The 17,890-nt window shown below is 73.3% G+C and carries 8 protein-coding genes; all 8 read right to left on the bottom strand.

Going from position 1 to position 17,890, the window contains the following annotated elements:
• Positions 1 to 11: 11 nt before the first annotated feature.
• The 8 genes from ABDJ40_RS10740 to ABDJ40_RS10775 are packed head-to-tail and all read right to left on the bottom strand — an operon-like array spanning position 12 to position 17,839.
• Positions 12 to 2,504: an ABC transporter permease gene (locus ABDJ40_RS10740; protein WP_347609491.1), complete on the bottom strand. Its 2,493-nt coding sequence runs from the start codon at positions 2,502 to 2,504 to the stop codon at positions 12 to 14.
• Positions 2,476 to 3,192 (bottom strand): ABC transporter ATP-binding protein, encoded by a 717-nt coding sequence (locus ABDJ40_RS10745; RefSeq protein ID WP_347609493.1) that lies wholly within the window; start codon positions 3,190 to 3,192, stop codon positions 2,476 to 2,478. Before ABDJ40_RS10745 ends, ABDJ40_RS10740 begins: the two co-directional genes overlap by 29 nt.
• A gap of 3 nt (positions 3,193 to 3,195) precedes the next feature.
• Complete coding sequence (locus tag ABDJ40_RS10750) at positions 3,196 to 3,963, bottom strand: outer membrane lipoprotein-sorting protein (RefSeq protein ID WP_347609496.1); 768 nt, start codon at positions 3,961 to 3,963, stop codon at positions 3,196 to 3,198.
• Complete coding sequence (locus ABDJ40_RS10755; RefSeq protein WP_347609498.1) at positions 3,957 to 4,718, bottom strand: thioesterase II family protein; 762 nt, start codon at positions 4,716 to 4,718, stop codon at positions 3,957 to 3,959. Before ABDJ40_RS10755 ends, ABDJ40_RS10750 begins: the two co-directional genes overlap by 7 nt.
• Positions 4,712 to 5,170 (bottom strand): hypothetical protein, encoded by a 459-nt coding sequence (locus tag ABDJ40_RS10760; RefSeq protein WP_347609500.1) that lies wholly within the window; start codon positions 5,168 to 5,170, stop codon positions 4,712 to 4,714. The genes ABDJ40_RS10755 and ABDJ40_RS10760 overlap by 7 nt, the downstream gene beginning before the upstream one ends.
• A gap of 18 nt (positions 5,171 to 5,188) precedes the next feature.
• A complete protein-coding gene (locus ABDJ40_RS10765; protein ID WP_347609502.1) occupies positions 5,189 to 12,652 on the bottom strand; it encodes an amino acid adenylation domain-containing protein in 7,464 nt (2,487 codons plus the stop codon).
• Positions 12,649 to 16,515: a beta-ketoacyl synthase N-terminal-like domain-containing protein gene (locus ABDJ40_RS10770; protein WP_347609505.1), complete on the bottom strand. Its 3,867-nt coding sequence runs from the start codon at positions 16,513 to 16,515 to the stop codon at positions 12,649 to 12,651. The genes ABDJ40_RS10765 and ABDJ40_RS10770 overlap by 4 nt, the downstream gene beginning before the upstream one ends.
• On the bottom strand, positions 16,454 to 17,839 hold the full coding sequence (locus ABDJ40_RS10775) for an AMP-binding protein (protein ID WP_347609507.1): 1,386 nt from the start codon (positions 17,837 to 17,839) through the stop codon (positions 16,454 to 16,456). The genes ABDJ40_RS10770 and ABDJ40_RS10775 overlap by 62 nt, the downstream gene beginning before the upstream one ends.
• Between the last annotated feature and the right edge of the window lie 51 nt (positions 17,840 to 17,890).

Consider the following 17,890-nt stretch of genomic DNA (forward strand, 5'->3'; position numbering starts at 1 on the left):
GGGAGGGAGCTTCAGGGTTGACGCAGGGCGGCGACGGGCTCGCGGCGGCCGATGCGCAGGGCCGGCACCAGCGAGGCCAGCAGCACCAGCAGACACAGCACGGCGGCTGCGCCCAGCATGGCGGGGCCGGAGAACTGGGGGTGGACGATGTCGCCCAGGCCCAGGCTTTCGGCCCCATGGGCGCGCAGGCGCAGGCCGGACCAGGCGTAGTGCGCGACCAGGGCGCCGCCCATCAGCAGGCCCGCGCCTGCGCCCAGGGCGGCCAGCACGCCGGCCTCGCCGGCCACCAGGCGCAGCAGGGTGCGCGGGCTGGCGCCCAGGCTCATCAGGGTGCCGAACTCGCGGCTGCGCTCCATCACCGACATCAGCAGGCTGTTCATCGCGATGGTGGCCACCATCAGGAAGACGATGGCCAGGATCAGCAGCACGCCGTGCTTGACCAGGTTGACGGTCTGGGCCACCTCGGGCACCAGCTCCTGCCAGCTCATCAGCTGGCGGCTGCCATCGGTGGGCAGCAGGGCCTGCAGCCCCGCACGCTGGGCGGCCAGGCTTTCGGGCTGCTGCAGGCGGACGAGGGCGGCGCTGGCGCTGCCGGCCTGGCCCAGCAGCTGGCGCGCCCGGGCGAGGTCGATGTAGACCATGCCGGTGTCGGGCCCGTGGGCGCCGGTGTCCAGGATGCCGCTGACCACGAAGGCCTCCGACACCAGGCCGCCGTCCGCCCCCTGGGCCATGGCCACCAGGCGCTCGCCTACGTGCAGGTCCAGGCGCTCGGCCAGCTTCTTGCCCAGCACGGCGTCCTGCGGCCGGGCGGGCAGGTGGCCCTGCACCACGGCCTCGTGCAGGCGCGTGACCTGGCGCTCGGCCTGGGCGTCCATGCCCACCAGCAGCACGGCCTCGGCCTTGCGGGTGCTGCTGACGGTGGCCTCGGACTGCAGGCGCAGGCTCAGGCCCGCCACCTCGGGCCGCTCGCGCAGCCGGGCCAGCCAGGGCTCCTGCGCGCTGAAGTGCCAGGCCGGCTGCATCTGGTGGCGGAACAGCGGGTGCTGGACCTGCAGATCCGCGGTGACGAAGCCGGTGGTGTTGTCGCTCATCTGCTTCATGAAGCCGGCGGCCAGGGCCTGCACGAAGATGAAGGCGGCCAGGCCCAGGCTCAGCGCGGCGCCGGCCAGGGCGGAGCGCCACGGCGAGCGGCGCACATTGCGCCAGGCCAGGGCCAGCGTGGGCCAGCGCGGGCTGCTCGAGGAGGCCACATCGCGGCGGCGGCGGCGCGGCGGCGGCCGCTCCATCCAGACGCCGCGCAGCGCCGCCAGCGGCGTGAGCCGCGCGGCGCGCCAGGCTGGCAGCAGCGTGGCCAGCAGGCTCACCAGGCCCAGGCCCAGCAGCAGCGTGGGCAGGCGGCGCGGGTCCAGGTAGGGATGGATGCGCTGGCCCAGGCCCTGCATGGTCTCCAGAGCCTCGCCGTGCTGGGGCAGGCTGATGCCCTCGCGCGCCAGCTGCGTCGCGATCAGCGCGGCCAGGGCATAGCCGATGAAGAAGCCCAGGCCGCTCAGCAGCAGGCCTTCGTAGACGATGCTGCGGCACAGCTGCCAGGGCGTGGTGCCCAGGGCCAGCTGGGTGCCGTACTCGCCCAGGCGCTCGGAGACGGACATCTGCAGGCTGGTCGCCAGCCCCGTGGCCACGACGACGAAGAGGATCAGCATCAGCAGATGGGCCAGGCCCTCGTGGAACTGCACGGACTGCGCCACCGAGGGCAGCAGGGCCGCCCAGTCGCGCAGCGCGAGGCCGCAGGGCAGGCCGGCCTGCAGCTGCTGCAGGAGGCGGGGGGCCGCGGCCAGGCTGTCCAGGCGCAGCGCGGCGCTGGTGATCTCGCCCTCGGTGCCGAAGAGTTCGGAGGCGTCGCCGAGGCCCAGGAAGGCCTGCTGCGCGTCGGTGTGCGAGTTGCCGGTGTCGAAGATGCCGCGCACCTGCAGGCGCAGCGAACCGATGGCCGCGTGGCGTCCCTCGGCCAGCACGGCCACCTCGTCACCCGGGCGCACGCCCAGGCTGGTCGCCAGGCTGCGGCCCAGCAGCATGCCGCCGCGTTCGCCGGGGCGCAGGTAGTGGCCCTGCACGATCTGGCGGTCCAGGCGGGTGACCTGGGGTTCCTGAACGGGGTCGATGCCCACCAGCAGCACGCCGCGCACCTGGGTGGCGGCGCTCAGCAGGCCGGTGCCGCTGATGCGCGAGCTCACCGCCTTCACGCCCGGCTGGCCGGCGAGGTCCGCGGCCATGTGGGCGGGGAAGCTCAGGTCCAGGCTGGGCTGGTCGAGGAAGTCGCCGCGCTGCAGCTGGGCATGGGCGCTGTAGACCTCGGTCATGTTGCGCACCATCTGCTGGTTCTGCCCGTCCAGCACGGACCAGGCCAGCACCATGGCCAGCACGCCCAGGCTGGTGACGCCGAGGATCAGCAGGGAGCGCCGCACCTGGCGGCGCGCATTACGCAGGGCAAGCTTCAGGAAGGGCATGGGCGGAGTCCTCGAGGATGGCGCCGTCCTTGAGGCGCACGAGCCGGCTGGCGCTCTGCATGACGCGGCTGTCATGGGTGGCGATCACGAAGCTGGTGCCGGTGCGCTGGTTCAGGTCGCGCATCAGGGCCAGCAGGCCGTCGCCCGTGTCGGAATCGAGATTGGCGGTGGGCTCGTCGGCCAGCACCAGGGCCGGGCGTCCGACGATGGCGCGGGCCACGGCCACGCGCTGCTGCTGGCCGCCCGAGAGCTGGTCCGGCCGGCGGTCCAGCAGGGCGCCCAGGCCCACGGAGGCCAGGGCCTCGGAGGCACGCTGGCGGCGCTCGGCCGCGGGCACGCCCTGCAGCACCAGCACGTACTCGACGTTCTCCAGCGCCGACAGCACCGGGATCAGGCTGTAGTGCTGGAAGACGAAGCCCAGCTTGCGCAGGCGCAGGCCGGCCAACTCGGTCTTGCTGAGCAGGGCGAGCTCCTGGCCGTCCAGGCGCAGTTCGCCGCTGCTGGGGCGGTCCAGCGCGCCCAGCAGGTTGAGCAGGCTGGTCTTGCCCGAACCGGACGGGCCGGCCAGGGCCACGAACTCGCCGGCCTCGATGCGCAGGTGGACGTGGCGCAGGGCGGGCACGGTCTGCTCGCCCTGCTGGTGCTCGCGGCAGAGGTCGCGGGCTTCGATGAGGGGAATGCGGGTCATGGGTCAGCGCCTCCGGCTGAGGTTCTGGAGCGAGAAGACGTCCTCCGCGATGGGCTGGTCGTAGCGCGCCTCCTGGATCACGAGGGTGGTCTTCTTGCCCGGCTGGTTCTCCGGCTGCATCTCCCAGCGCGTGGGCAGCTGGCGGCCGCCCAGCGGGCGCACGTCGGAGTAGCTGAGCGTGCGCACCAGCTGGCCGCGCTCGTTGAAGAAGCGGGTGCTGAGGGGCACGTAGTCGCCCTTGCGCACCAGGCTCAGCAGGCGGCCCCAGACCACGGCGGCCTCGGGGCGGGGCAGGGACTCGATCTCCCAGGCGTCCACGCCCTCCACCCGCGGCTCGCCGACGAAGCGATGCTGGTAGTCGTGGACGATGCTGCTTTCCTTGACCATGTCGTCGTTGCTGAAGTCCGAGCCGAGCCAGGGCTGCAGCATCATGGACGGCGGCACCTTGATGCTGCGCTCGATATTGGGCAGGTAGTTCCACATCTCCGAGCCCAGGCGCAGAGAGAGGATGCCGGCGTCCTTGGCCGGCGCCACGATGCGCACGAAGGACTTGGCGGGGCGGTGCGTCCAGAGCTTGAGCGTCAGGCTGCGCGACCACGAGGGCGTGCTGATGGTCATCTCGAACTGCCCCTGCAGGGTGCTGCCCCACAGCAGCTTGTCGAAGCGCTCGATGACTTCCTCGGCCGTGGGGCTGGCTGCCAGGGCGGGGCCGGCCAGCAGCAGGCTGAAGGGGACGCCGCACAGGCGGCGGCGGGCGGGGTTCGTCAGCATGTCATGAGCTCCTCGCCGAGCGTCTGGCGCACGTGGCTCCACAGAGCCTGCGGCGCGTAGAGCACGGAGAAATGGTCGCCGTCCAGCAGCACGCGGCGCGCACCCTGGCTGGCATGGCGCTGCCAGGCCCAGATGTCCTCGGGCGGGATGCGGTCCCGCGTGGCGGCGAAGACGGTGAAGGGGCAGTCCAGCTGCCGGCCGGCGTCCAGGCCGGCACCCTCGAAGGCCGCGAAGTCGGCGCGCAGGATGGGCAGGAAGAAGGCCATCAGCTCGGGGTTGTCGAGCACCTCGCTGGGCGTGCCGGCCAGGGCGCGCGCCTCCTCGCGCAGCTGGGCGTCGCTGTAGCGCGAGCGGGGCGGCCGGGGGATGTGGGGCGGCGCGCCGGCCGACCAGAAGGCGTGCACCGGCGCCTGCCCCAGGCGCTCGGCCAGGCGCGCGCAGACGCCGAAGCCGAAGCTCGCCCCCGCGCTGTGACCGAAGGCGGCATAGCCCAGGCCGGGGTGCTGGCGCTGCAGCGCCTCGATCTCCGGCAGCAGCTGCGCGACCAGGCTGTCGACCAGTGTTTCGTAGTCGGTCAGCAAGGCCTCGCGGATGCGCCGCCCGTGGCCGGGCAGCTCCACCGGCATCACGCGCACGCCGGCCGGCATCTGCGCCTGCCAGTTGAGGAAGCAGGCCGTGTGGCCCCCGGCATGGGCGAAGCACAGCAGGAGCAGGCGCGGGGGCTCCTGGGCCGCGCGTGAAGCGGCGCTCAGCATGCGAGCTCCTGCGGCTTCAGGGCGGCGCCCTCTTGCTGGCGCGTCTGGCGGCACCAGCGCCAGGCCTGCCAGACGCCCAGGGCGCTGAGCAGGTGATGGGCCAGGTCCACCGCGCCGGTCAGGCCGTAGCGCCAGCCCTCGGCCATGTGGCCCAGCTGGTGCGCCAGCATGTAGAGCCCGGCGAGGGTGAACAGCGCCAGGCTCAGCCAGCGGAACCAGGCCGCCTGCAGGAACAGGGCGCCGGTGCCCAGGCTCAGGTAGAGGAAGAACTGCAGGCAGAACACCTCCCAGCCGCGCGGGCCGGGGTGGTGGACGAACTCGCTGAAGTCGGTCTGGATGGCGGCCTTGACGAGGGTGGAGGCGATCACCATCAGCAGGGTCAGGCCCATGGCCAGCCAGAGGAAGGCGATGCGCAGGGGGGTCGAATTTGTGGCGGCAACAGGAGGGGTCATGTCTTGCTCCGGATCAGTTCAGAAGGGGGTCTGCAGCAGGGCGGCGACGCCGTCCAGCTGAGGGGGCTTGAAGAGGCTGTAGTGGCTGCCGGGCACGCGCAGGCTGCGCAGGCGGCCGGCGGCGTAGGCGCGCCAGCCCCAGTCGCTGCGGTGGGCATCCGGGTGGCCAGCGAACTCGGCCACCTCGCCCTCGCTGGCCTGCAGCACCAGCAGGGGTGCGTTCAGGCCGACGGGGCCGGGGCGGTAGCGCTGGCAGGCGTCGACCGTGGCGCAGAACACCGCATGCACGGCCTGCAGGGCGCGGGCGTCCAGGTGGCGGGCCAGGCCCTGGCCGTGCAGCAGCGAGAGGGCGGCCGCGAGGGTCAGGTCTTGCGTCTGGATCTGCGCCAGCATGTCGGTGGACAGCGGCGCCTCCAGGTCCTGCAGGAACCACTGCAGCAGCTGGCGCGGGCTCGGAGCCTGAGGCTCGCCGGCCAGCGGGGCCGGGGTGTCCAGCAGGGCCAGGCAGGCGACTTGCTCGCCCTCGGCCTCCAGCTGGCGGGCCATCTCGAAGGCGATGGTGCCACCCGACGACCAGCCGCCCAGGCGGTAGGGGCCCTGGGGCTGGTGCTGGCGCAGGGCCGTGAGGTAGTGGGCGGCCAGTGCCGGCACCTCGTCCAGCGGCGCACCGTCATTGGAGAGGCCCGGCGCCTGGAAGGCATGGAAGTGGCCGGGCATGCTCTGCGCCAGCTCGCGGTAGCACAGCACATGGCCGCCGGCCGGATGAACGAAGTACCAGCCCGGCTCCTGGCTGCTGCCCTGCTGCAGGCAGACCAGGGCGCGCGAGCGCCTGGCCACGGCCGGGGCGTCGGTGCGCTGGGCCCGGGCCTGTTCGATGGCCTGGGCCAGGGCGGCGATGGTGCGGCCCTCCAGCATCAGGGACAGCGGCAGACGCAGGCCCAGCTGCTGCTCGATCCGCGTCATCACCCGCACGGCGGCGAAGGACTGGCCGCCCAGGGCGAAGAAGTCGTCATGCACGCCGGGCTGCACGCCCAGCACGGCCGACCAGATCTCGGCCAGGCTCCGCTCCAGCGCATTGCGCGGCGCCACGCCGCCTTGCTCTCGGGGCTCGTTGACCGCCATGGCGGCCAGGGCGCTGCGGTCCACCTTGCCGTTGGCAGTCAGCGGCAGCTGGGCCAGGCGCTGCAGGCGGCTGGGCACCATATAGGCCGGCAGGCGGGCGCCGACATGCGCCTGCACGGCCGCCAGGTCCAGCTCCTCGTCGGCGATGAGGAAGCCCTGCAGCTGCTTGCCCGCCTGGCTGCCGACCACGATGACCGCCGCGCCGCGCACGCCGGGGTGGGCCAGCAGCACGTGCTCGATCTCGTCGATCTCGATGCGGTAGCCCTGGATCTTGACCTGGAAGTCGGCGCGGCCCAGGAACTCGATCTGGCCCTCGGGCAGCAGGCGGCCGAGGTCGCCCGTGCGGTAGAGCCGCTCGCCGCTGCGCGGGTGGCGGATGAAGGCGGCGGCGGTGCGCGCCTCGTCCCCCCAGTAGCCCAGGGCCAGCCCGGTGCCGGCGATGTGCAGCTGGCCGGTGACGCCGTCGGGCAGCTCGCGCCCGTCCTCGTCCAGCACATGCCATCGCTGGTTGGCCAGGGGGCGGCCGTAGGGGATGCTGGGCCAGTCCGCCGGCACGCTGCCGATGGGGTAGACGATGGACCAGATCGAGGCCTCCGTGGCGCCGCCCAGGCTCACCACCTGGGCATTGGGCGCGATGCGGCGGACCTGCTCGGGCAGGGTCACCGGGATCCAGTCCCCGCTGAGCATCACCAGGCGCAGCTGCGGCAGCTGCACGCCGGCCGCCAGCGCGGCATCCACCAGCAGCTGCATCAGCGCGGGTACCGAGTTCCACACGGTCACGCCCTCGTCCTGCATCTGGTGCAGCCAGGCCGAAGGGTCCACGCCGGTGGCCGCGTCCGGCAGCACCAGACGGGCGCCGGCCAGGGTGCTGCCGAAGAGGTCGTAGACCGAGAGGTCGAAGTACAGCGAGGACACGCCGAAGAGCACGTCCGCTGGCCTCACGCCGAAGCGGCGGTTGACGTCGGCGATGGTGTTGAGCGCGCCGCGGTGGTCGATCATCACGCCCTTGGGCACGCCGGTGGAGCCCGAGGTGAAGATGATGTAGGCGAGCTGCGTCTCGCTGGCGGCGGGCGGCTGCCAGGCGGGGCCAGAAGGAAGTTGGTCGACGGCGAGGTAGTGCAGGCCCGGCAGCGCGGGGGCATCGAGCCCGGCCAGGCACAGGGCCAGGCGCGCGCCGGTGCTGTCGAGCAGCTGCTGCAGGCGTTGCGTCGGCCACTGGGGGTCCATGGGCACATAGGCGCCGCCGGCTGCCAGGATGGCCTGCACGGCGATCACCTGCCAGGGGCCGCGGGGCAGCAGCACGGCCACGGGCTCGGCGCTGCGCAGGCCGCGGGCCTGCAGCTGGCCGGCCAGCGCCAGGGCCTGCGCGGCCAGCTGCGCGTAGCTGAGGCGCTGGCCCTCGGCGACCAGGGCCAGGGCATCGCCTTGCCGGCGGGCCTGCTCCAGGAGGCCGTCCTGCAGCAGACGGCCCTCGGGGCGCGGGGCGGCGCTGTCGTTGTAGTCGCGGCGCAGGGCGCGGGCGGCCTCGTCCAGCAGGTCGAAGCCCTCGCTGTCCCAGGCTGCATCGTCGTGGGCGAGCTGGTCCAGCAGGCGCGCATAGGCCTGCCACATGGCGTCCACCTGGCCGGCGGGGAATACGTCCTCGAAGACGTCCCAGGTGATCCAGATGCCACCGTCCTCCAGGCCGAAGAACTGGTTGTCCAGCAGCACCTGGGGGGTCTCCAGGCAGCCGTGCAGGGAGCGGGTGAAGGGCTTCATGGCCAGGCCGTTGCCCACCACGAAGGGGCAGGCGGCGCGGCCGGCCTGGCCGTGCACGCGGTTGTAGGCCTGCAGCACCTGCACGCCGCTGCAGTGCAGGTGCTGCGCGTCCTGCTGCATGCGCTGATCCAGGCGGCGGCAGCGCTCGGCGAAGCCTCCGCCCTCGCGCCAGTCCACCTCCAGCGGGTACAGCGCGGAGAAGTTGCCCACGATCTCGAAGATCTGCTCGTGCATCGGCAGACGGTGCGAGACCATGTTGTTGAGCAGGAAGTGCCGCGAGCCGCTCCAGAAGGACAGGATCTGGGCATAGGCGGCGAAGAGCCCGGCCTCGGGGCGCAGGCCGCGGGCCTCGCAGCGCTGGCGCAGGGCCTGCCACTGGGCGGCGCTGAGGTCCCTTTCGCGGCGCTTCATCATCGAGCGCTGGCGGCGGTTCAGGCGCGGCTTCAGCGGCAGGGCGGGCGCGGCCGGCATGCTCGGCAGGCGCTCCATCCAGTAGCGGCGCGAACGCTCGCCCTGGGGGCCCTGCTCCAGTCGCTCCAGGGCCAGCACGCAGTCGCGGAAGGTGAGGGTCAGTGGCGGCAGCACGAGCCCGGGCTCGCGGTAGCAGCGCTCCACATTGGCGAAGAACTGCTGGGTGCCGAAGCCGTCCCAGAACACGGCATTGCAGTTGATGTGCAGGCGCGCGTGGCCGCCGGGCAGCAGGGTGGCGTGCACGTCCATCCAGGGCCAGTGGTGCACGGGCAGGGGCTGGCGCTCCATGCGGGCGCGGGTGGCCAGCAGGCGGGCCTCGCAGGCCGGAGCGTCGAGCGCGCGGCAGTCGTCCAGGCTCAGCGGCAGCGGGGTCAGGTCTTGCACGGGGCGCAGGCGCAGCTCGGGCGTGGCCACCACGATGTTGGCGGCCTGGCGCTGCAGCTCGCGCTGCAGTGCCTGCTCGTAGCGCGCCGGGTCGAAGGCGGGCATCTCCACCTCGACGTAGTGGTGGGTGCGCACATGGAACTCGAGGTCCTCGCCGTCGCCCATCAGGAAGGCCAGTTGCACGTCGGCGGCGGGGAAGTCCTCGCCCGCTGGTGCCGCGGTGGGCTCGATGAGGGGCAGTTCGTCTTCGCCCTGCGCCGGCGGGTCCTGCTGCAGGTGGGTCAGCGCCGCGGCGAAGTCCGCCAGGCGGGGCTGCTGGAAGAAGCACTGCATCAGCCGGCCCTGGAGCGCGGGCGCCAGGCCCAGCTGCTCGCGCACGCGGCTGAGCAGGCGCAGGGCCAGCAGGGAATCGCCGCCGACGTCGAAGAAGCTCTGCGCAGGGGTCAGGTCTTGCCGGCCCAGCAGGGAGCGCCACAGGGGGAGGAGCTGCTCCTGCAGGGCCTGGGCGGCGGCGTCGGTCTGTGCCGCGGGCGCCGCGCCCTCGGCCTGTTGCGCCTGCAGCAGGGCCTGCAGCTGGGCGGCGTCCACCTTGCCGTTGGCGCTCAGGGGCAGGGCCTCCAGCCGCTGGAAGCGCTGGGGCAGCATGTAGTCGGGCAGCCAGGCGGCCAGGGCCTGGCGCAGGGAGCCGTCAGCCAGGCGGGCGGCGGCGGCCGCGTCGTCCGGGTCGAGCACGAGCAGGCTTACCAGCTGCTTCTGCGCGCCTTCGCGGCGCACGCCGGTCCAGGCCTGGCGGATGCCGGGCTGGCGCAGCAGGCAGGCGTTGATCTCGCCCAGCTCGATGCGCAGGCCGTTGAGCTTGACCTGGTGGTCCTGGCGGCCGAGGAACTCGATCTGGCCCTCGGCCGTGACGCGTCCCAGGTCGCCCGAGCGGTACAGGCGCTCGCCGGTGCGCGGGTGGCGCAGGAAGCGCTGGGCGGTCTGGGCCTCGTCGCCCAGGTAGCCGCGGCCCACGCAGGCGCCGCCGATGCAGATCTCGCCGGTGACGCCGACCGGGCGCTCCTCCAGCAGTTCATCCATCACCCACATGCGCTGGTTGGCCAGCGGCCGGCCGTAGGGAATGCTGGACCAGGCCGGGTCGACCTCGCCGATGGGGTACTGGGTGCACCAGATGGCCGTCTCCGTGGGGCCGCCCGAGGCCAGCAGCTGCAGGTCGGGGCAGACGCGGCGTGCGCGGTCGGGCAGGCCGACGGGGATCCAGTCCCCGCTGAGGATGGCCTGGCGCAGCCCGCCGGGCAGGGGATCGCCCTGGGCCTGCAGATGCTCCAGATGCTCGACGAAATGCTGCAGCAGCTGCGGCACCGAGTTCCACAGGCTCACGCGGTGCGCCTGCACCAGCTCGGCCCAGTGCTGGGCGTCATGCAGGCGTGCGGGGTCCGGCATCACCAGGCAGCCGCCGGCGGCGATGACGCCGAAGAGGTCATAGACGGAGAGGTCGAAATGCAGGGCCGACAGCGCCAGCACGCGGTCCCGCGGGCCCACCTGCATGCGGCGGTTGATGTCCTGCAGGGTGTTCACCGCCTGGGCGTGCTCGATCATCACGCCCTTGGGCGCGCCAGTGGAGCCGGAGGTGAAGAGCACGTAGGCCAGGTCGCCGGGGCGGGTGGCTGCCGGGGGCGGCGCGATGGCCGGCGCGGCCAGGGCCTCGTCGCCCAGGCACAGCACCCTCAGGCCCGGGGTCAGGTCTTGCCCGGGGTGGTGGGCGGCTTGCGTCAGCAGCAGGCGGGCACCGCTGGCGCTCAGCAGATGGCGGCGGCGCTCGGCCGGCAGGCGAGGATCGATGGGCAGGTAGGCGGCGCCGGCCATCAGCACGCCGTAGACGGCCAGGACCTGCTCGCAGCCCTTGTCCATCATCACGGCGACGGGCTGCTCGCGCCCGGCGCCCAGGGCCTGCAGGGCCTCCGCCAGCACCAGCGCCTCGCGGGCCAGGCGGCCGTAGGACAGCTGGCCGTCGGCCGCGATCACGGCCAGGGCCTCGGGCTGGCGGCGGGCCTGGATGATCAGGCCGTCCTGCAGCAGGCCGTGGCCGATGGCGGGGTCCTCGGTGGCGTTCAGCTGTGCCAGCAGCGGCAGATGGCGCGCGGGCAGGGTGGCGGGCAGCGGGCGCTGCGCCCAGGCCGCGGGATCGGCCGCCAGGGTGCGCAGCAGCTGGGCGTAGGCGCCGAAGCAGTCGTCCAGCAGGCCGGCGGGGAAGAGGTCCTCGATGGCGTCGAGGAAGAGCCGCAACTCGCCGTCGAACTCGGCCATCTGGTGGTCCATCCACACCTGCGGGGTCTGGCTGACGCCGTGCACGATGTCGCCGAAGAAGCTCAGGCCGCCGGTGGTGGACTGCCGGCCGTCCAGGGCCAGGGTGCTGGTGAAGACCACGGGCATGGCCGCGCCGGGCGCATGGCCCAGGTGGCGGGCGCGGTCGCGCAGCACGCGCATGCCGCTGTAGGCGCGGTGGTCCAGGTCCTCGGCCAGCTGCGCCTGCAGGCGCTGCAGGCGGTCGGCAAAGCTGTCGCCCGCCTGGGCCCGGGCCGCCAGCAGGCTGGTGGCGGTGAAGTCGCCGATCAGCTGATCGACCTCCGGGTGCACCGGGAAGCGGTGGAAGAGGGTCACGTTGAGGCTGAAGTCCGGCGTGGCGGACCAGGGCCGCAGGGCTTCGGCGAAGGCCGTCATCAGCAGCACTGTGGGCGTGGCGCCGTGCTGCGCGGCCAGGGTCTTGAGCCGGGCCCAGTCCGCGGCGGCGATGCGCTGCTCGCGGCGCTCGAAGCGCACCTCGGCCAGCTCATGCGGCTGGCGGGCCAGGGGCAGGCCCGGTGCGGGAGGCAGGCTGTCCAGGCGGGCGCTCCAGTAGTCACGGGCGCGCTGGAACTCGGGCTGCTCGTGCAGGGTCTGCTCGAAGAGGGCGTAGTCGCGGTAGCTGAAGGCCTGGGCCGGGGCCAGGCGCTGCGGGTCCTCGTAGGCCTGCTGCCATTCCTGGAAGAAGAGGAACATGCTGGAGGCGTCGATGATCAGCATGTCCAGGCTGACGAAGAGCCGCAGCTGCTCGCCTGGCAGCCGCGCGGCGCGGATGGCGAACAGTGGCCACCGGTCGACCGGGCCGCGCTTGTGCGAGAGCTGCTCGCGCTGGGCCAGCAGGGCGGATTCAGCGTCGCGGGCGTTCAGCGCGCGCAGATCCAGGCATTCGATGCGGTAGGGCGGTACCTCGGGCAGCACGCGCTGGGTGCCGTCCTCGTTGATCACGGCGCGCAGCATGTCGTGGCGCAGGATCAGGGCCTGCAGCGCCGTCTCCAGGCGCTCGATGTCCAGGCCGGCGCGCTGAAACTCGAAGTAGCAGTGGGTGGAGAAGCCGCCCAGCTCCACGAAGGGCTGGCGGCCCATCCAGTAGGCGTGCTGGACGTCGGTGAGCGGGAAGGGCTCGTGGCGCTGGGCCGGCTGCGGCTGGACCTGGGGCAGGGCGCTGCGGCGCTCCTGGCTCTGCAGCAGGCGCAGGATCTCGGACTTGCCGGCGCTCAGCGCTGCGCGCAGATCGTCGTCCAGGGCTCCCTTGGGCGCTGAGATGCGCAGCTGCGCGCCTTCAGCCTGCAGCTGGATGCCGCGCTGGCGCAGGCGCAGCAGCAGGGCTTCCATGCTGTCCGGCGGGGTGGCAGGCGCGGCGGTCTCGTCCAGGGCCGGGGGCTGGCTCAGGCTGAATTCGGTGTTCACAGAAGAATCTCCTCCAGGCCTTCATCGGCGCTGGCTGTCTCGTCGGCGGGGCGCATGTCCTGCAGCAGCAGCAGGCGGTGCAGGACGCCGGCCAGCTCGCGCGCGGTGGTGTTGACCAGCAGCTGGCGCAGCGGCAGCTCGATGCCGGTGTCGCGGGCCAGCTGCTTGCGCAGCTCCAGGGCCATCAGGGAATCAAAGCCCAGCTGGCTCAGCGCGGTGTCGGGGAAGCTGGGGGTCAGGTCTTGCCGGCGTGCGCTGCTCAGGCGCAGCACCTGGAAGGCAAGCTGGCGGAGGTGGTCCAGCAAGGCCTGGCGGGCGGCCTCGGGCGGGAGCTGCAGCAGGGTGTCCGGCAGCGCGGGCCGGGACTGCGGTTCGGCCGCGACCGCGGAGGCCGGGCCGGGCTTGCGCTGACCCAGCGAGCCGGCGGGCAGCGTGCTGCCGGCGCCGGGCTGGAACCAGTGCGACTCCGTCTGGAAGGGATAGGCGGGCAGTGGGCCGACCTGCTGCCAGGCCTGGGCCGAGTCGGCACCGCGGGCGGCGTACCAGGCCGGCCAGTCGGTCTCGCCGCCGGCCACGGTCCAGCGGGCGAGGGCCTCCAGCCAGTGCGAGGCTTCGTCGCGGCCGCGGCGCAGGCTGGCGAGCCACAGGCGGCCGGGACCGTCCAGCAAGGGGTGGCGGCGGGCCAGGCTGCTGAGCACGGGGTCGGGGCCGATCTCGATGAGGCGGCCGCAGTCCTGGGCCGCCAGCGTCTGCAGGCAGCGCTCGAACTCGACGGTCTGGCAGGCGTGGTCCAGCCAGTAGTCGGCGCAGGCCAGGGCCTCGCCGCAGAGTTGGCCGTCGAGATTGCTGACCAGGGGCAGGTGGGGTGCCTGCAGGGTGATGCCGCCCAGCACCTCGGCGAAGGCGGCGCGCATGGGCTGCATGTCGGGCGAATGGAAGGCGCGCTGCCCCGGCAGGCGGCGGGCCTCCAGGCCCAGCTGCAGGGCGCGGGCCTGCGCGCCGTCGACGGCCTCCAGGCTGCCGCCCAGGACAATGCAGTCGGCCGCATTGCGAGCGGCCAGCGCCAGCTCGCCACCGGCTTGCGTCTCCTGGTGGAAGGCCTGCAGCGCCGGCGCGGGGCCTTGCAGGACGAGCATGGCGCCGGGCGGGCAGAGGTCTCTCATCAGGCGTCCGCGCTCTGCGACCAGGCGCAGGCCGTCGGCCAGGCTGAAGACACCGGCCAGGCAGGCCGCCACGTACTCGCCCAGGCTGTGGCCCAGCAGCACGTCCGGGCGCACGCCCGCCGCGGCCCACAGCTGGGCCAGGGACCACTCCAGCGCGAAGAGCGCGGGCTGGGCATGGGCGGTGTCGTCCAGCCGCAGGGGCGTGGGGGCGCCGGCGGCCTCCGGATAGAGAGCCTCGGTCAGCGAGAAGCCCAGCCAGGGCTGCAGCAGCGCGGCGCAGTGGTCCATGCAGCGGCGGAAGACGGGCTCGCTGCGGTAGAGGCCGCGACCCATGTCGGCGTACTGGCTGCCCTGGCCGGTGAAGTGGAAGGCGGTGCGGCGCGGGGCCGCCTGGGCGTGCTCGGCGGTGAAGAGGGTCGGGTCTTGCTCGCCTTGCGCATGGGCGCGCAGCGCGGTGGCCAGGCCAGGCACATCGCCGGCCACCACGGCCAGGCGGTGCGTCAGGGCGGAGCGGCGCAGGGCCGCGGCCTGGCACAGGGCCTGCAGCGGTGGCGGCGCGTGCTCGAGCCGTTGGGCATAGGCCAGGGCCAGCTGCTGCAGCGCGCGATCGCTGCGGGCGGACAGGACCAGCAGCGCCGGCGCCTCACCGGCCGCCGCGGCGCCGGGCGCCACGCCGGGCGCCTCCTCGACGATCACATGCGCATTGGTGCCGCCGAAGCCGAAGGAGCTGATCGCCGCGCGGCGCGGCAGGTCGGAGCGCGGCCAGGGCTGGGCCTCGCGGGCGACCTGGCAGCCGCTGCCCTCCAGGCGCAGCAGCGGGTTGAGCTGCTGCACATGCAGGCTGGCGGGAATGCGCTCGTGCCGCAGGGCCAGCAGCACCTTGCACAGGCCGGCCAGGCCGGCCAGGGGCTCGGCATGGCCGATATTGCTCTTGACCGATCCCACCCACAGCGGCGCGCCTTCGCTGCGGCCGTAGACCTGCTGGATGGACTCCATCTCGATCGGGTCCCCCAGCGCCGTGCCGGTGCCGTGGGCTTCCAGGTAGCTCACCGACTGAGCCTGCAGGCCGGCGCTGGCCAGGGCCTTGCGCATCACCGCCTGCTGGGCAGGGCCGTTGGGCGCGGTGAGGCCGTTGCTGCGGCCGTCCTGGTTGACGGCGGAGCCGCGCAGCAGGCCCAGGATGCGGTCGCCGTCGCGCTGGGCCTCGGACAGGCGCTTGAGCACGACCATGGCGCAGCCCTCGGCCCGCACATAGCCGTTGGCGCGGGCGTCGAAGGCGCGGCAGTGGCCGTCCGGCGAGAGCATCTGGGCCTGGGACAGGGCCACGTAGAGCTCCGGCGCCAGCAGGGCGTTGACGCCGCCGACCAGGGCCAGGCTGCAGTCGCCGTCCAGCAGGGCGCGGCGCGCCTGGTGCAGGGCCACGAGGGAGGAGGAGCAGGCCGTCTCGACCGTCCAGCTGGGCCCCTGCAGCCCCAGCACATAGGACAGGCGGTTGGCCAGGATGCTGGCCTGGTTGCCGGTGCCGAAGTAGGCGTCCAGGGCCTGGCCATGGCGCAGCTGCAGCAGCTGGTAGTCATGCGTCATGGCGCCGATGAAGACGCCGGTGTCGCTGCCCGCCAGGCTGTCGGCGCGCAGGCCAGCGTCCTCCAGCGCATGCCAGCAGGCCTGCAGCAGCAGTCGCTGCTGCGGGTCCATGGCATCGGCCTCGCGGGCGGAGATGCCGAAGAAGGCGGCGTCGAACTGGTCGATGCCCTCGATGAAGCCGCCCCAGCGGCTGGCGCTGCGGCCGCTCCCTTCGCCGGCGAGGGCCTCAGCGTCCCAGCGGTCTGCGGGCACCTCGGTGATGGCGTCCCGGCCTTGGTCCAGCAGTTGCCAGAAGGCCTCGGCGCCGTCGGCACCCGGCAGGCGGCAGGCCATGCCGATGAGGGCGATGGCTTCGTCCTGCGGCGCTGTCGTGGCGGTGGGCGCGGTGGCCGGCGCCTCCCTGGCCAGTGCGGCCAGCAGCGCGGCCATGCAGGGCTGCGCGTAGAGCAGGGTGGGCTCGACGCGGCGGCCCAGGCGCGCGGAGAGCTCTCCGGACAGCGTGACCAGGTCCATGGAATCCAGTCCCATGCTGGCAAAACTCTGCTCGAGGCTCAGCAGCTCCTGCGGCAGGTGGCTCAGTGCGGCGCAGCGCGCCAGCAGCCAGCGGGACAGCTCGGCGCTGGCGGGCGATGCGGTCGTGCCCTGGGCCGCGGGCGTGGCGGTGTCCTGCCATTGGTAGAGCGGCTTGAGTCCGCCGTCCAGGAAGCGCTGCCGGCAGGCATGGCGCTGGATCTTGCCGCTGGAGGTCATGGGCAGGCTGGCCGGGCGCAGCAGGCAGACGGCATGCAGATGCAGGCCGTGGCTGGCCGCCATGGCCTCGCGCAGCGCCTGGGTGATGGCCTCGCCGTCGAGGCGGTGGCGTTCGGAGCGGCGCACTTCCTGCAGCAGCACCAGCCGCTCCTGGCCCGCCAGCTGGACGGCGAAGGCCGCGCCCTGCGCACCGGCCACGGCCGGGTGGGCCTGCTGGGCGCTGCGTTCCAGGTCCTGCGGATAGTGGTTCTGGCCGCGGATCACGATGACGTCCTTGATGCGGCCGGTGATGAAGAGCTGGCCCTCATGCCAGGCGCCGAGATCGCCGGTGCGCAGCCAGGGGCCGCGGCCAGGGGCCGCGGCCATCACCCAGGCGGGCGTGGAAGGCCTGCTCGCTCAGCGCCGCCTGGCGCCAGTAGCCCTGGGCGACGACCTCGCCACGCACCCAGATCTCGCCGATGCGGCCGTCGGGGCAGGCTTCAGCGCGCTGCGGATCCGCGATCACCGCCTCGGCACCCGGCCAGGCCTGGCCGCATCCGACGAGCTCGGTGAAGGCTTCGTCGGCGCTGGCCGGCTGCAGCAGGCCGCGGGCCAGCGCCACGCTGCTGGCGCGCACGACGGGCGGGGCCTGCAGGCGGGGCTGGCGGGTGACGGTCAGCGTGGCCTCGGCCAGGCCGTAGCCCGGGCTCAGGGCCTCTGCGCGCAGGCCGTGGCGGGCGAACTGGCGGTGGAAGCGGGCGAGGGTCTCGGCGCGCACCGGCTCGGCGCCGTTGCCGGCCACGGCCCAATGGCTGAGGTCCAGCGCCAGCGCGGGCTGGGACTCGGCGGCCTGGCAGCACAGCTCGTAGGCGAAGTTGGGCGCATAGCTGGCCGTGCCCCGGTAGCGACTGAGGGCCTGCAGCCAGCGAAGCGGTTGCTGCACGAAGGCCAGGGGCGGCATCAGCACGACCGTGCCGCCCTCGTGGAACATCTGCAGCAGGCCCAGGATCAGGCCCATGTCATGGAACAGGGGCAGCCAGCTGACGAAGACGTCGTCCTCGCCCAGGCCCGGCGCGCAATGCCAGCCGGCCGCGTGGGCCAGGAGGTTGCCGTGGGTGACGATCACGCCGCGGGGCTGGCTGGTGGAGCCGGAGGTGTACTGCAGATAGGCCACGCTGTCGCGGTCCAGCAGCGGCGGCTGCCAGGCCTCGGGAACGCAGGCGGCGGCGGGCTCGCCCTGCAGGCGGGCGTCGTCGTCGATGCGCAGGATGGGGCAGGCCAGGCCCTCGCAGGCCTCGCGCAGGGCCTCGCTGCCGTCCTGGGTGGCGCTGACCAGCGCGGCGCGGGCCTCACAGTCACTGGCGATGTGGGCCATGCGCTGCGCATGCATGCTGTTGCTGGGCGGATAGCCCGGCACGGGGATGGCGCCCGCGTAGAGGCAGGCGAGAAAGCCCAGCACGTAGTGCAGGCCCGAAGGCAGCATCAGCAGCACATGGCGGTCCTGCAGGCCCTGGGCCTGGAGGGCGGCGGCCAGGCCGCGCGCTCGCAGGTCCAGCTCGGCGTAGCTCAGGCGCGCGCCTTCGCGTTCTCCGTCGGGCAGGAAGACCAGGGCCGCATGATCCGGCCGGCGGGTCGCCTGCGCGCGCAGCAGCGCCACCCAGGAGTGCAGGGCGGGATCCGACGGGGCGGTGAGAGGCGTTGACTCGGACATGGGCTCAGTCAAGGACGTGGGGACGTGGCGTGGTGAGCCGGGGCGCCGCGG

The organism is Roseateles flavus, from assembly GCF_039872765.1.
GTDB lineage: Bacteria > Pseudomonadota > Gammaproteobacteria > Burkholderiales > Burkholderiaceae_C > Roseateles_B > Roseateles_B flavus.